Source organism: Fibrobacter sp. (assembly GCF_045112255.1).
Classification (GTDB): Bacteria; Fibrobacterota; Fibrobacteria; order Fibrobacterales; family Fibrobacteraceae; genus Fibrobacter.
Window position 1 is genome coordinate 61,050 of record NZ_JBGUHR010000119.1, and the last position, 13,625, is coordinate 74,674.

General features: G+C 47.7%; 8 protein-coding genes. All 8 read right to left on the minus strand.

Annotation, left to right across the window (positions count from 1 at the left end; translation table 11 throughout):
• Window positions 1-7 precede the first annotated feature (7 nt).
• Genes ACJMM9_RS15125 through ACJMM9_RS15160 form a run of 8 tightly spaced genes read right to left on the minus strand, consistent with a single transcriptional unit; the run spans window position 8 to window position 13,624 of the window.
• On the minus strand, window positions 8-1,627 hold the full coding sequence (locus ACJMM9_RS15125; RefSeq protein ID WP_405328762.1) for an AMP-binding protein: 1,620 nt from the start codon (window positions 1,625-1,627) through the stop codon (window positions 8-10).
• On the minus strand, window positions 1,605-2,282 hold the full coding sequence (locus ACJMM9_RS15130) for a 4'-phosphopantetheinyl transferase family protein (protein ID WP_405328764.1): 678 nt from the start codon (window positions 2,280-2,282) through the stop codon (window positions 1,605-1,607). Before ACJMM9_RS15130 ends, ACJMM9_RS15125 begins: the two co-directional genes overlap by 23 nt.
• The gene (locus ACJMM9_RS15135; RefSeq protein WP_405328767.1) at window positions 2,283-3,728 is read right to left on the minus strand and encodes a condensation domain-containing protein; all 1,446 of its coding nucleotides are present in this window, start codon (window positions 3,726-3,728) and stop codon (window positions 2,283-2,285) included. It lies immediately after the preceding gene.
• 6 nt (window positions 3,729-3,734) lie between these two features.
• The gene (locus tag ACJMM9_RS15140) at window positions 3,735-8,003 is read right to left on the minus strand and encodes an amino acid adenylation domain-containing protein (RefSeq protein WP_405328770.1); all 4,269 of its coding nucleotides are present in this window, start codon (window positions 8,001-8,003) and stop codon (window positions 3,735-3,737) included.
• Window positions 8,003-9,076, minus strand: a complete 1,074-nt coding sequence (locus tag ACJMM9_RS15145; protein WP_405328772.1) for a Gfo/Idh/MocA family oxidoreductase — start codon at window positions 9,074-9,076, stop codon at window positions 8,003-8,005. Before ACJMM9_RS15145 ends, ACJMM9_RS15140 begins: the two co-directional genes overlap by 1 nt.
• A 1-nt stretch (window position 9,077) precedes the next feature.
• Window positions 9,078-10,151: a hypothetical protein gene (locus tag ACJMM9_RS15150; RefSeq protein ID WP_405328775.1), complete on the minus strand. Its 1,074-nt coding sequence runs from the start codon at window positions 10,149-10,151 to the stop codon at window positions 9,078-9,080.
• Window positions 10,148-12,874: an amino acid adenylation domain-containing protein gene (locus ACJMM9_RS15155; protein WP_405328778.1), complete on the minus strand. Its 2,727-nt coding sequence runs from the start codon at window positions 12,872-12,874 to the stop codon at window positions 10,148-10,150. The genes ACJMM9_RS15150 and ACJMM9_RS15155 overlap by 4 nt, the downstream gene beginning before the upstream one ends.
• Before the next feature lie 6 nt (window positions 12,875-12,880).
• On the minus strand, window positions 12,881-13,624 hold the full coding sequence (locus ACJMM9_RS15160) for a thioesterase II family protein (protein ID WP_405328780.1): 744 nt from the start codon (window positions 13,622-13,624) through the stop codon (window positions 12,881-12,883).
• Window position 13,625 lies beyond the last annotated feature (1 nt).

Below are 13,625 nucleotides of genomic sequence, written 5' to 3' on the forward strand. Positions count from 1 at the left end.
AAACTCCTTAAATTTTCCCGTTTTTATAAGCTTCAAGAGTCTTTTGCTTTGCAATTTTTCCAAGGGCGGTTCGGATAAATTGCTTGATGGGTATGACTTCCTTTAATGAAAATCCCATTTCCGAAAAGACGAAGTTCTTTATTTTTTGAATCGGTATTTCGTCCGTGTTTGCTGTTTCTATGAACAGGTAGACTGCATTTTCACCCGTCTGAGAATTGTTTTCGCCGCAGGCCGCAACGCGGTAGCTGAATTTTTTTTCAACGACTTGTTCGATATCGCGAAGGTAGACGTTTTTGCCATGGATAAAGAACATGTCTTTTTTTCTGCCGACGACATAAAGCATGTCCATGTACAGAAATCCCAAATCTCCTGTATCAAACCAGCCATCGACAAAAAGACCTGATGAATCGATGTTTAAGTAGCCTGAAAATAGGGCTTCGCTTTTTATATGGATTTCTCCAATGGTTAATTCTTCAAGTCGGTGGTTTTCGCTGTCGAAAATGCCAATTTCCATACCGGGAATTGCGAATCCCTGGCTGATCAAATCCATGTCGCCACGCTTGATCGTGGTCAAGTCAAAGTCAATCCCTGATTTCAGCTGGTTTAAGTCAATTTCTGGATAGCAGGCTTTTATGTTCAGGCAGACGCCGCCTAGGGCTTCTGTCAAGCCATATACAGGGGCTATGGCATTTTTCTTCAATTTGAACTTTTCAGTAGTCTTTTCGAAGATTTCTACCACTTTACGCGATAACGGCTCGCCGCCGTTAAGGATGAAGTCGATGCAGGACAAATCCCAGTTCTCGGAACCGTCAAGGGCTTTTAAAATCATGGGGTAGGCAAAATTGGGCGCAGCGCTCTTATTTGCTCTTGTCTGGTGGATCGCGTCAAGCCAAGATTTAGGATTTCGAATAAAGTCGCCTGCATCCATGTGGACTACATTTGACTTGGAATACATTGGGAGTACAACGCCGGCGAGAATTCCAAAGACGTGCTCAAGAGGGAGCCAGATCAGCCATCTGTCTTTTTCGGATAACGAAAGCGCAACTTCAAGGCTCTTGATCATCTTCAAAAAGCTTTCGTTTTGCATCACGACACCCTTCGGGTCGGAAGTGCTTCCTGAAGAGTAAAGAATCAGGACGTTGTCCGATGGCTTTACATCGGCATAAGCGATATCGGATTCTGTAGTTTTAAAATCATCCTGATTTTCTTCGTGAGTGATGATGAGTCGCTTCTCGTCAATGTCTTCCCACAGGAACTTGATAAATTGCAGAGTCTCGTCATCGGCGACAATGAACGATTTTGGATTACTTTGTGCTACGTTTTTTAAACGATGGACCTGGTCGCGGTTTCGCGATGCTGTCAGAAATGCGGGAACGGCTCCTAGTGAAACTAGTGCAAAAAAGTTGGAAAGGAACGCCTTTTTGGCAGAGCTGTTGATCTGGAAAATTACGATGTCTCCCTGCTTTACGCCTGCTTTTGAAAAAGCGTTTCGTGCTCTGATGATGCCCTGCTTTAGATCGCCTTTTGAAAATAAGGTATGCTTTTCACCTTTGATGAGCGTGATTTTAGAGTTATTGTCTTCAAGGTATTCTTTCAGTTTTTGATTAAGCGAGGGCAAGTTTTGCATTGCGGGGTTCTCCTATTAAAAAGTCGAAAAGATCAATTTTGGTGAGGATATTGACAGGCAAAAGTTCTGCACAGTAAGCGGTGATGACCGATTTCTCGCTATCGACAACTTGCATCTTGGCGAGCCTGTAATCGAACAAGTTTTCGTCGTAGTCCGAGAAATCTAGGCTTGCGATGTTGTTGTCGATTCCTGTGCCCGTGTATTTGAGGAAGCTTTCCTTCATCGACCAGAAGCGCGCAAAAGTGCGGGCTTTGTCATTCGAGCTTTTTATGGCATGCTGTTCAGAAGGGTGCATTGCGCTTTTAATGCAATCGAGGTTGGCAGGGTCGATGTCTGCGATGTCAACGCCCACGGGTGAACTTGCAAGAGCGCAAACGACACCTTCGGTGGAGTGCGATAAGCTGAATTGCAGTTCCGGCATTCCTTTGACAAACGGCTTTCCGTAAGGGCCGAATTCAAATTCGACTTTTTCGTCAATGCCTTTTTCTTGGATTAAAGCGTAACGCAAGAGGATGTATGCCAATGCCGAAAGCTTGCGATCCTTGAAATAACGGTACTTGTCAACTCGCTTGGCTCGCTGTTCGCTCAGCAATGGCCATAACCCGGCCAAGTCTAGTTCTGTAAAAGATTCTGTCCCTGTGAAAATGTATAGCATTTACAAAACCTCGTCCCATTTTTCAGTAAGCAGTCTTTTGAGTAAACCGACGTTTGAGGCAAACATTTCTTTCAGAGTCTCTGGCGCAAATGCGGGTTCCGCGTAATCCCAGTTGACGGAAAGTCTACCATCGAAATTGGTGACTTGGTAATCCAATACCACTTGCGGAGTCTTGCTCAGGGCGTAAATCTGGTGCATCCCGGTGGGCATTTCGCTGTTGGACTTTTGACCGTTTTCGAGTACGCATGTAATCACGATGGGCATTTGAGCGCGCATCGGCGAAAGACCTTCCTTGAACTTGAGAATCTTCGTGCCATCGTACGTGTGGAAACGCACGAGCTGCCACATGTCCTTCTGAACGCTTTGTACACACTCCAGGAAATTTTTGCATTTCTTGGAAAGCGTGATGAAAGCGATGTTCGTGAAATCTCCGACGACCGAATTGATGTCCTTGTGGAGCGGCAAACGGTTGAATATGGTGGAATTGATAGTGAGCGAATCGTTCTTGCTGAATCCGAGAAGTGCTTTTAGATAGGCTGTGCTGATGACAGCCGCTGGTGTCGTGCGGTATTCTCGGCATCTCTGCTGGAACAGTGCAAATTCCTCAACAGACAGTTCTCCGGAAATTCTTGAAAAGCGGTGATTGTGGATCTCGGAAAGCGGCTTTGCGTACGGCAAGTCAGGTTCGCATACCAATTCATTGATTTTAGATTTCCAGAAAGCTTCGGCTTGCGAATAATCTTGCTGACTATCGAATTTGATCAGGTCGCTGCAATAGTCCTTGAATCCGTAATCGATCCATTGCACGGTTTCGCCGCAGTAGAGCTTGAACATTTGCGAAAGTGCGATCTTTGCACTCCAGGCGTCCATGATCATGCAGTCGAAATCGAAGTGCAAAACATCTTTGGAGTTCGGAACTCGGGAAACGCGCATGGTAAAGAAGGGCCATTGATTTAACGGGTAAATGTTGTGGCTCCATTCCTTGCGCTTTTTGAGACGCTGTTCTGCATTCTCCAATTCTACGATTTCAATAGAATATTTCGGTGCTGCATCAAGAACGCGCTGCGTTCCTTTTGCAGAAATTACAAGGCGAAGCGCATCGTCGTACGCGATGACTTCGTTCCATGCGTTTTCAAGTCGTGGAATGTCAATCGTTTCGTCAATTTCCAGCTCCATGTAATAATGCGTATTGATGCCGCCGAGATCGTAGACGGGATCACGGCCGACTAAATACGATTTTTGAATGGGCGAGAGCGGGAAAGCGCTTGATTCTTCTGCGGCTATTTTTTCGAGATGCGCGACGATTCCGGCCTTGTTGGCCTTTAAACATTCCTTGTCTTCGGCGCTGAGCGCTCCGTTTGCGGCACGGAACTTGAGCTTGCCTTCGTCAAGCCAAAGCGTTACGCCCCGGCTTGAAAATTCGTTAATAAGATGTGGAATATCCATGCCGCATTACCTCGCAAGATTCTTGTAGTTAAGCTTGTCTGCAATAACCTTGACGTATTCAGGATTCGAGAGACAGGTCAAGTGGTTTCCCGGAATAGGCGATACTTCCAAATCACCGAGGCAGAGTTCGTCCCAATCGTGATAGAGAATGTCGAAGTAACGGTAGATGCCGTCGTCGTTATGGGCCTTGAAGTACCTCAAGTTTCCGAACAATGGCGCAGGCGTAAAGTCCGTCATGACATTGAATCCCTGATTGAACATGCGCACGAGTCTTTCGAATGTGCTTCTTTCGGCATTTTCGCCAAACGCGTTCGTGTACTTGATGCACAAATCCAGTTTTTCGTCATCGGACATGTGCATGAAATCGACAAGCTTATCGCCAGAAGACAAATCCTTGGACAAGAGTTCGACATCCTTGTCCGTGATGATCTTCTTGTTGGTCGAGTCCATCATCTTATTGAACTTGACAACGAAATCTTCAATGTCGAGTCCCCATTTGCTAAAATCGACGCCGATCATTTCTGCAAAGAAGATGTCGCGAACGGCATTCGTCCTGCATTGGAATCCGAGACGGCTTCCGTCAATGATGCCAAAATCGACGATTTCGATGCCTTTGTCGATGAGGCGTTCTGCCATTTCGATGCCGACGGGGCTTATGTAGCAGTAGGTGATGATTTGGACTTTCTTGTAATTTGTCGCAAGAACGGCTTCTGCAAATTTCTTGGCGAGCGTCGGGCCGACTTCCTTCGGCTTCAGCTTGCAGAATTCTTCAAGGTCGTTTAAACCGAACGAAAGAATTTCTCCCAAATCTTGCTGGATAAGCTGTTCCACAAGAATGTTGAACTTGTCTGCGTTCCAGAAAATGGCGGGCAGCAAAACGCGGAGGCAATCGTTGCCTGGTTTTCCGTAACGGATGACCTTGAGCATTTCGCTTTTTTGAGAATTTCCGTCCTTTGGCTTTTCGGTCAGGAACTTGACGGTGTCCTTTACGGTGGGTTCGTCAAGCATCTGCTTCAAAAGTGCATCGAACGGAACTTTTGAGGCGATCCCGTTTCGGAGCGTTGTAGCAACCTGCGCCATGGTCAAGGAATCTGCGCCAAAATCGTAGAAGTTGGAATCCAATCCCAAATTATCGGATTTGAGAGCCTTGGACCAAATTTTCAGAATTTCCTTTTCGAGCGGAGTTGTTGGAACGCTTGAATCTGTAGTGCTGTTCTTGGCTGCGTTCTCCTTGTTGGCGACGAAAAATTCGACAATCTTTTTACGGTCAATTTTCCCGTTGGCGGACAAAGGCAAGTGTTCTACAGGCGAGATGATGGACGGAATCATGTAATGCAACAGGAATTTGTCCAAGTATGATTTTAACGATTCCTCGGAATATCCGGCCAGTGTTTCAACCATGGCGTAGATTTCCTTGTGGTCCGGGGCGACAACGACTGCGGCGTTGTTTATAAATTCATAGTCGCGCAAAACATTTTCAATTTCGCCAAGCTCGATGCGGTGACCGCGAATCTTGACTTGATTGTCTTTGCGGCCCTGGAACTCGATTTCGCCACCAGGGAGATAACGGCCCATGTCGCCTGTCAAATAGACGTGTTCACCAGTGCTTGGAAGGTCTACAAACTGTGCCGCAGTGCGTTCTTCATCGAGGTAGTAGCCGAGGGCTACGCCATCGCCGCCAAGTGCAATCTGCCCAGTAACCATTGTCGGGCACGGTTCAAGATTTTCGTCCAGAATGTGCATGGTCTGGTTTGCGAGCGGTCGGCCGTATGGCAAAATCTTGAGGCCGTCATCCGGATAGTAACGGTGGTAATTGGACCAAATCGATGCTTCCGTTGCGCCGCCGAGACAGATGACGTCCACGTTGGGCGCAAACTTGCGGATCTTTTCAGGCATGTCCACAGGAATCCAGTCGCCAGAAAGGAATACTTCCTTGAGCGGGAGCGGTTCTGTAGAACTCTTGCTTTCCACAAAGTTGAGGAGCATCTTCATCAACGCCGGTACTGTATTCCATACGGTGATGTTATGCTTGTGGATTAATGCTTCCCAAGCTTCGGGGTTCATATAATCTTCGGCTGTCGGGAATATGACCGTTCCGCCGTGAGCGAGAACGCCGAAAATGTCATAGACAGATAAGTCGAAGTTGAGCTGCGAAAGTCCAAGAACGGCATCGTCGGCATTGACATTGAAACGGTCGTTCATGTCGTCGATGGTGTTCATGGCTCCTTTATGCGTAATGACAACGCCCTTCGGCTCGCCGGTGCTTCCGCTTGTGTAAATGATGTAGGCGATGTCTTCGGGAATGCGCTTCGGGAATGTCGTTGTATCGATGGCTGTGGCATCATTGCTGAGCGTGTCAACATTTATTGTCGTAAGCTTGCTTTCAAGGAGCGCTTCGTCTGTAGAAATGCCAATGGCAACTTTTGCACCTGTCTTCTTGACGATCTTTTCGGCACGACCCTTGGCCTTGGCGGCTGCGATGGGAACGTAAATGGCGCCAGCGTACAGAATGCCAAAAACAGCGACGATTTGCCATGACGATTTTTCCATCAGCACGGGAACGCAATCTTGTGGCTTTACGCCGAGCTTGATCAGCTTGCTTGCAAGAACTTTGGCACGTGCGTCAAGTTCTTCAAATGTGAATTTTACATGGCCGTCGTCAATGGCGATTTTTTTCGGAGTGCGTTTGACGCTTTCGATAAAGTCGTCTTGCAGCAAACGGACATTCCATTTTTTCTTCGTATCGTTTGCTTCAAAACGCTCGGCGGCATCGCGTGTCGGGAGCGCAATTTCTGCAATGTTTTCCCAGTCCGCGTTTTCATTTGCCAATGCGAGCAAGCGCTTTTCAAAGGCGTCAAACATGGCTTCGAGTACGCCAGCGGGGAATACGCCTTCGCGGTAATCCCAGTTGACCTGTAAGCCGAATGCGCCGTCCATCACCTGGCAGTCGATGAATGTCTGCGGAGTCTGCGAAATGCCGCCGGAAAATTCACCGCGTAGAGGCGCTCCTGAATCGGCAAGGCCAATCGCGCTCGTGTAGACAATCGGCATCGAAAGACTGGATTTTTTGCTTTGTCTTGAAATTTCGCGCATGACCTCGACGCCGCTGAAAAGGCGATTGTCCAGGTCTTCGAATAGACGTGCATTGAGTCTGCGTGTGCGAACGAGGAAGTTCTCACGCTTGGACAAATCAACTTCTAACAGGCTGAGCGAAGTGAAGTCTCCGACAATGTCTATGACTTTTTCATGAAGCGGGAGGCGGTTCAGAACGGTCATGTTGATGCAGAAACGCTTGCTCTGGCTCCATTTGGCCAAAACATCTGCATAGCACGAAAGTATGGGAACGGTAGGCGTGAGACCGTATTGCTTTGCGCGCGCCTTCATGCGGTTCCAGGCGTCTGCCGGAATGCGCAGGAACTTTCTGCCGAAAGAATCTTTGGATTCGTTTGCCGGAAGTTTCGGAAGTTCTGGAGCTTCGGGCAATTCCGCAATGCGGTTCATCCAATAGCTCTTTTCTTTTTCGTATCGAGCACTAGACTTGATTTTCTTTTCTGCAATCAGGTAGTCACGGAAAGAAACTTCTTCTTCGCCCGAGACGGCGATTCCGTCAAAATAGGCGGCTTCAAATTCGGCAACGAGTTTCCAGATGCTTGTCCAGTCCGCAAGCAGGAACTCGATAGAGAAATGAAGGATGGCCCCTTCTGCGCTTCGGCTAACGGCAAGTCCGAACATGGGCCATTTGCCGATGGTGTATGCGCGGCAGCCCATTTCCTTGCGGAAATTTTCAAAAGCGGTAGCGCTTTCGGGATGCTTTACCAAGTCCCATTCAGGGATTTCTAATGTCGGGATTTCCTTGAGTACCTGCTGGAATCCGCCTTCGTTAATGACGGTGTGCAGCATGTCGTACTTTGCGACAAGAGCGTTCCAGATGTCCCTAACTTTTTGAGTGTCGAGTTCCTGATACTTTATTTCGAGATACACGTGGCATGCAACACCGCCGTATTCGAAAGTCTTGCTGCGGCCAAGCATGTAGGCGGACTGTACGTCCGTTAACGGGAACGGTTCGTAACGGTGTGTACGGTCGATGACAAATGTATTTTCGTTTGCGCTTTTTATCAGCTGTTCAATGATTTCTGCCTTGTGTGCTTTCAGTTGGCTTAAGACTTCTGGGGTCATCAATTCTTTAGAAGCCTTGTAGCGCAACTTTTCTCCATCCATAAAAAGATGGATGCCGTTTTTTTCAAAGGATTCAATGAGGGCTTCGATGTTGTTCATTATACACTCTCCCCGCTAAATTTTTTGATATCGTTAGACGGAATGTAATGATGACCGTCTGGGTGGATGATTTTTGCAAAGCTGAAAGCGCTTGTAAGCTCGTTCCATTTCTTGGAAACTTGAATCTGTCGCTGTGCGAGTGGCGCTAAATCGACATGGTTGTTGATCATCGATTCCAGCTCCAGGATGTTGTCTGCGATTCCCTGCTTCCAGTCTCCGAAAAGCGCCTGGTCAAAGTGCTTTGGACTGTAATTGCCTAGCGGTTCTATGGTGTTTTCAAGAACATAGGCCGGCATGTTCTTTTGGTTTTCGGGATTGTACAAAGACTTAGGAATATGCATTCTCGGCTTCCACAAGACGGGGCCGAAAGTATCTTCAAGGATGAGGCGGCCTGATTCGTACACGAAGGCGAAATTGTGCAACAGGTGCTCGTAATTGTCGCGGTCTTCCGGGAAGACCTGGTTGTTGTATTCCAGCATGATTGGAATATCGTCCAGTTTTCCGGTCAAGATGTCGAATGGACCGACGGCATCGGCAACGCTATCTACGACAAACGAAAAAATGGATGGCAATGCATGCGAAAGGATGTCGATTGCGGGGTAAGAAACCTGCGGGCAGAATGCGCCCTTGATGTAAAGCGGCAACTCTTTCTTGTTCAGCTCGTTTGCGATACGGATGAAACGCGAGACTTCAGAAAGCTTTGGGTAAAGATCGCAGACTTTGTAATAAACATTGTTGCGCTTTGCGGCTCTAAAGCAGAGCGAAACATCCTTCAAATGGATCGGCTGTTCCTGAATGACATTGACGCCTTTGTCCATAAAACGGATGGCGAGGTCCGTGCCGATGCCGCCAATTGTACCTGAGCTGATGACGACGCATGCAATGTCAACTTGAGGAATCTGGTCAAATTCGGTAATCAGCGGAATGCCGTAGGTGTCGGCGCATTTCTTGGAACGCTCGCTGCCTTTACCGTATAAGCCTACCAGTTCAAATCGCTCGGGCATACTTTGAAGAGCGTGGATGTAAAACTGCCCAAAAGTGCTTCCGCACACGATGACTTTTTTTCGTTGCATTTTAAATTTCTCCTTCAATTTCATCACTCACGTTCTTTGTTACGCATGAAAAGGATTTTATATTGCTTAGCTTGTTGATGATGTCGTTGCTTAAGTCCGTTTCGCCCAGAAGAAATTCTTGATGGGGGAGTTCTTTTTCTAGGACCGTTATGACCGTAGCGCCGGCTACAGAACCTGTTAACTGCGAAGGCGCAAGTCCCGAAATGATCAATTGCTTTTGACAATCGGCTCCATTTGCGGTTCCGTCAATGTTGCAGACAAAGATGGCGTTTTCGCTTTTTCCGAAGCAGTCAAGCTGGGTTGAACGGCAAATTTCCTCGATCGTCTTTTCTGGATTTTGCTTGTATTGTGACCTTGCAGAATCCAAAGTTCTTAAGGTGCGTTCGCCGCCAAGACACATCTGGAAACGGGCTTCCCTGAATCCGATTTTCTGGACGACCGCAGCTGATTCTTCATCAAAGTATGGGAACGCTTTGAATGTTCCAAGAAAACTTTCCAGGACATCGGCTGGGCTTGTTGATGTCGGCGTGAAGGGCTGCAATTCGCCATCTTTCCAGTAGCTCATGGAATGGTTAGTGCTTTCGAAAATGCCTTCCATGTAATCGCGGGCGGCCGTGTACGAGAAGGAACCGATCCCACCGTAATAGAAATCGCACTTTTCGACAGAGTCGAAATGTTGCGCTAAATACTGCGGAATGAGTCCAGAAAGCCCGGGAATGCTCCCTGCACCGTAAATGATGGGAGTGCTGGATTTTCCCTTGCGATAACCGACAATTCCTAAATGGACTACAGGAACTTTTGCAACGGAGGCAATGTCGTCCATTTGCAAGGCGTCTTTTTCTGAAATCTTTGTGCAGTCCAGAATGCAATCGCACCCGGTTATAAACTGCTCAATGCTTTCTTTATCGGATACGTCAACTTTTACCCAGTCCGCATTTGCAAATTCTTCACGAATTGTGGAATCGACTTTATCGATGTTGCGTCCGCCAATGCGAAGCTTTGGCGAACTGTTGACCTTGATGAATCTCGTTGCCCAAACTCCGATGTTTCCGTATGCACCGAGAATGCCGATCATATTTCACCCTCTTCAATGTCGCCGAGCGCGTTGATTCGTTCTTCAAAAATGAGGGCGAGGTCGTGCAATTCCGCATTCTCAAAAAATTCACGGAGCGAAATTTCGACGCCGAACTGTGTGTGGATCTTTTCGATGAATCGCGTGGCCAGAAGGCTATCGCCGCCGATTTCAAAGAAGTTGGCGTGTCGGTCGATTTTCTCAAGTGAGAGTAACGACTTCCAGATGTTCGCAAGTTCTTTTTCACGCCCTTCGTAGTTTTCGTTTACATCGACGGTAATTGTCTTTTTCAAATATGCGGTAATTGTCTTGCGGTCCACCTTGGCGTTTGCTGTGAGCGGGAACTTGACGAATACTTCTGTTCTAGACGGAATCATGTACGGAACGAGATTCGTCTTCAGGTATTCATCAAATTCGCTGCCGAGAATTTCCTTGGCGTTAGCGGATTTCTTTGCGATAATCGTCTGTACAAAGTGAGAATTGTTTTCAAGCGAAATGGTTTCAAATGGCAATTCCTTGAAAATGGATTCCCATTCTTCATCCGTCAAGAGTGACGTGAAACGGCGCAAGCGCGTATACTTGGCAAAGCCGTTTTCCAGAACGGCAGAACTTACGATGGCGACCGGGTCGAAATTCTCGAAATCGAGAGCCATGAACTTTCCGCCTTTTTTGAGAATCATGTAAGCAAAGGAAATGGCGTCGGTGGGGTTGTTGTACGTGTGCAAAAATCCTGCATCAATGACCAAGTCGTAAGATTCTAATTCCTGTACGCATGCGCTGAGGTCTAGCTGCTTGAATCTGAGATTGTCTTTCCAGTTACGCAGTGTATCGCGGGCTTCGTCAAGCATGCCTGTGGACTCGTCAAATAACGTAACTTCCATTCCGTTCTTTTCGTAGCGATTCAAGAATTCTTGTACGCCAAGCCCAGAACGAGCATTCAGGAATGCGATCTTCTTGATGTCGTCTGCGGCGGCAGTCGTGACGGCCTTGCCGATGAATGTCTTGAACGCTACACTTTCGCAAAGCAATTTTTCTGGAGCGAAAAATTTGTTGATTAAAAGGTCCGTTTCCGGGCGGTTGCCGAGAAGCACGTTTTTCAGCAATTCAACATTTTCAGCGCTGTTCAAATTTTTTGAAAAATCAGATTCTACACTCGGACGGATGCTTTCAAAGCCGTTCTTGAAAAGCCAATTGTTCCACAGTGCAAACGCGTTCTTTGATTTTTCCGGGATCGCCTTGATGCTGGAACGGATGTCGTGAATCAGTGCGGCGACGGCGTTGGTGCGCTCTGGCAGATTTTCGTCTTCGTATTCCTCAACAAACTTGTAATCGTACTTGGCGATTTTTTCCTTGTTCAGCGCCGGGATTACAGCTGCGACAATTTCTTTTTTGGCTCCGTTTTCAACGACGACTGCGGCGGCGTTGACGATGCTTGATTTTTTCTTGATGACGTTTTCGATTTCGCCAAGTTCGATGCGGAAACCGCCGAGCTTGATCTGTGTATCGAGACGTCCTAGGAATTCTGAATTTCCGTCGGGCATCATGCGGACTTTGTCGCCGGTTTTGTACCAGCGTTCTCCGTTTTCAACGGGGAATCGTTCCTGTGTCAAATCTGGCTGGTTCAGGTAGCCTTCGGCAACGCCGATGCCGCCAATCCAAAGTTCACCCGCTTCACCTGTTGGGCATTCGTGGCCTTTTTCGTCCATGACCTTGATTTTCTGGTTCAGTAGCGCCTTGCCGTAAGGAATGGATTTCCATTCTGGATCCAATCCGTTGACTTCGTACCAGACGGACCAAATGGAGGCTTCTGTAGCGCCACCGAGCGAAATGAATCGGCTGTTCGGCCAAAGCTTCTTTGTCGTGCCGAATAGCGGGAGCGGAATCCAGTCGCCCGAAAGCATCACGGTCTTTAGCGGGATTGTGCTTGCCTTGTCGCCTGCGACAATCGTGAACATTTCAAAAAGTGCCGGGACGGAATTCCACAAAGTCACTTTTTGATCGCTTGCAATCTGTTTCCAGATGTTTGCTTCTTTCTTAGTTTCTTCAGAGAGGACGATGACCTTTCCGCCCAAGGAAAGCATGCCGAAAATGTCATAAACGGAAAGATCAAAGTCCAATTCCGAAATTGCCATGCAGGCGTCGTTGGCTGTTAAATTAAAACGCTCGTTGATGTCGCGGATGGTGTTGCTTGCGCCGCGATGCGAAATCATCACGCCTTTCGGGACGCCTGTTGTGCCGGAGGTAAAGATGATGTAGGCGAGATGTGACGGATCTTCGACAATTTCATCTTTGCTCATCGGGGCGTTTTGCAAAGCTTCATTGACGACGATGACCTTCCAGGCTAAATTTTCCTTGCGAATTTGTTCTGCGTGTGCTTCATCGGTGATGATTGCAGAAATCTTTGCGGCATCAAAAATCTTGTGCATCCTTTCCATCGGTTGATGGATGCCTACGGGTACGTATGCTGCGCCGACGGCCTGAATCCCGAGCGTGCAGAAAATCTGGTTCATTCCCTTCGGGAGAACGATGGCGACGAGGTCTTTTGCTTTTACACCTGCGGTCTTGAGGGATGACGCAATTTTCAAGGCGCTTTCAGAAAGCTCGGCGTATGTCTTTTGGCTGTAAGTGCCGTCTGCATTTCGCGATACGAGTGCGGTCGCTGATGGCGTTTCAAAAGCTTTTGCAAAAACGGCAGAATGGATGCATTCAAGATTGTTTGTGAACATAAATTTTTAACCTGCTGTAGCGAGATATTCTGGATATTTTTCTGAATTCAGGACGAAGAAATGGTCTCCTTCGAATTCCTTTTCCTTGAATTCTTTTGTTGTGACGGTTTGCCAACGCTGCATGATTGTTGACGTGGCGCCAATGTCTCTTGAACCGCAATTGATGTAAATCGGGGCGTCAATGCGTTCGCCGTTGTAAATCAGGCTTTCGTTGAGCGTGTAGTCCTTGCGGACTTCCGGGAGCACAAAGTGGAGCAGTTCCTCGTTTTCAAGAATTTCCTTGGGCGTGGCGTTGTACTTTTTGAGTTCTCGGATAAGCGCATCGTCACCCATGTAAGTCTTGAATTCTCCCGGATCTTCATCCTGTGGGGCCTGGCGGCCTGCGGCGATAAGCTTTTCCGGGCGAATGCCGTATTTGCTTTGCAAGTGCTCTGCGACATAGAATGCCATGGCGGCACCCATGCTGTGTCCGAACAGGATAAACGGTTTTCCTTGTGTGACCTTGATGATGCATTCACAAAGCGGATCAAGGAGTTTCTTGAAGTCGCCGACAAACGGTTCGCGGCGGCGAGTTCCCTTGCCGGGAAGCTCGACGCAGATGAAATTCGTGTTTTTCTTTTCTAAAGTCCACTTGCGGTATACGCTTGCGGAACCTCCTGCATGGTGAAAACAGAATATTTTTTTATGTTCCGTGTCGTTTAGGGCATAAGTGGAGAAGGGGAACCAGCGTTCCTCGAGAGTTTTTTCCATT

Coding starts and splice junctions, on each gene's coding strand:
- ACJMM9_RS15125 (WP_405328762.1), bottom strand. CDS start 1,627: ATGCAAAACTTGCCCTCGCTTAATCAAAAACTGAAAGAATACCTTGAA.
- ACJMM9_RS15130 (WP_405328764.1), bottom strand. CDS start 2,282: ATGCTATACATTTTCACAGGGACAGAATCTTTTACAGAACTAGACTTG.
- ACJMM9_RS15135 (WP_405328767.1), bottom strand. CDS start 3,728: ATGGATATTCCACATCTTATTAACGAATTTTCAAGCCGGGGCGTAACG.
- ACJMM9_RS15140 (WP_405328770.1), bottom strand. CDS start 8,003: ATGAACAACATCGAAGCCCTCATTGAATCCTTTGAAAAAAACGGCATC.
- ACJMM9_RS15145 (WP_405328772.1), bottom strand. CDS start 9,076: ATGCAACGAAAAAAAGTCATCGTGTGCGGAAGCACTTTTGGGCAGTTT.
- ACJMM9_RS15150 (WP_405328775.1), bottom strand. CDS start 10,151: ATGATCGGCATTCTCGGTGCATACGGAAACATCGGAGTTTGGGCAACG.
- ACJMM9_RS15155 (WP_405328778.1), bottom strand. CDS start 12,874: ATGTTCACAAACAATCTTGAATGCATCCATTCTGCCGTTTTTGCAAAA.
- ACJMM9_RS15160 (WP_405328780.1), bottom strand. CDS start 13,624: ATGGAAAAAACTCTCGAGGAACGCTGGTTCCCCTTCTCCACTTATGCC.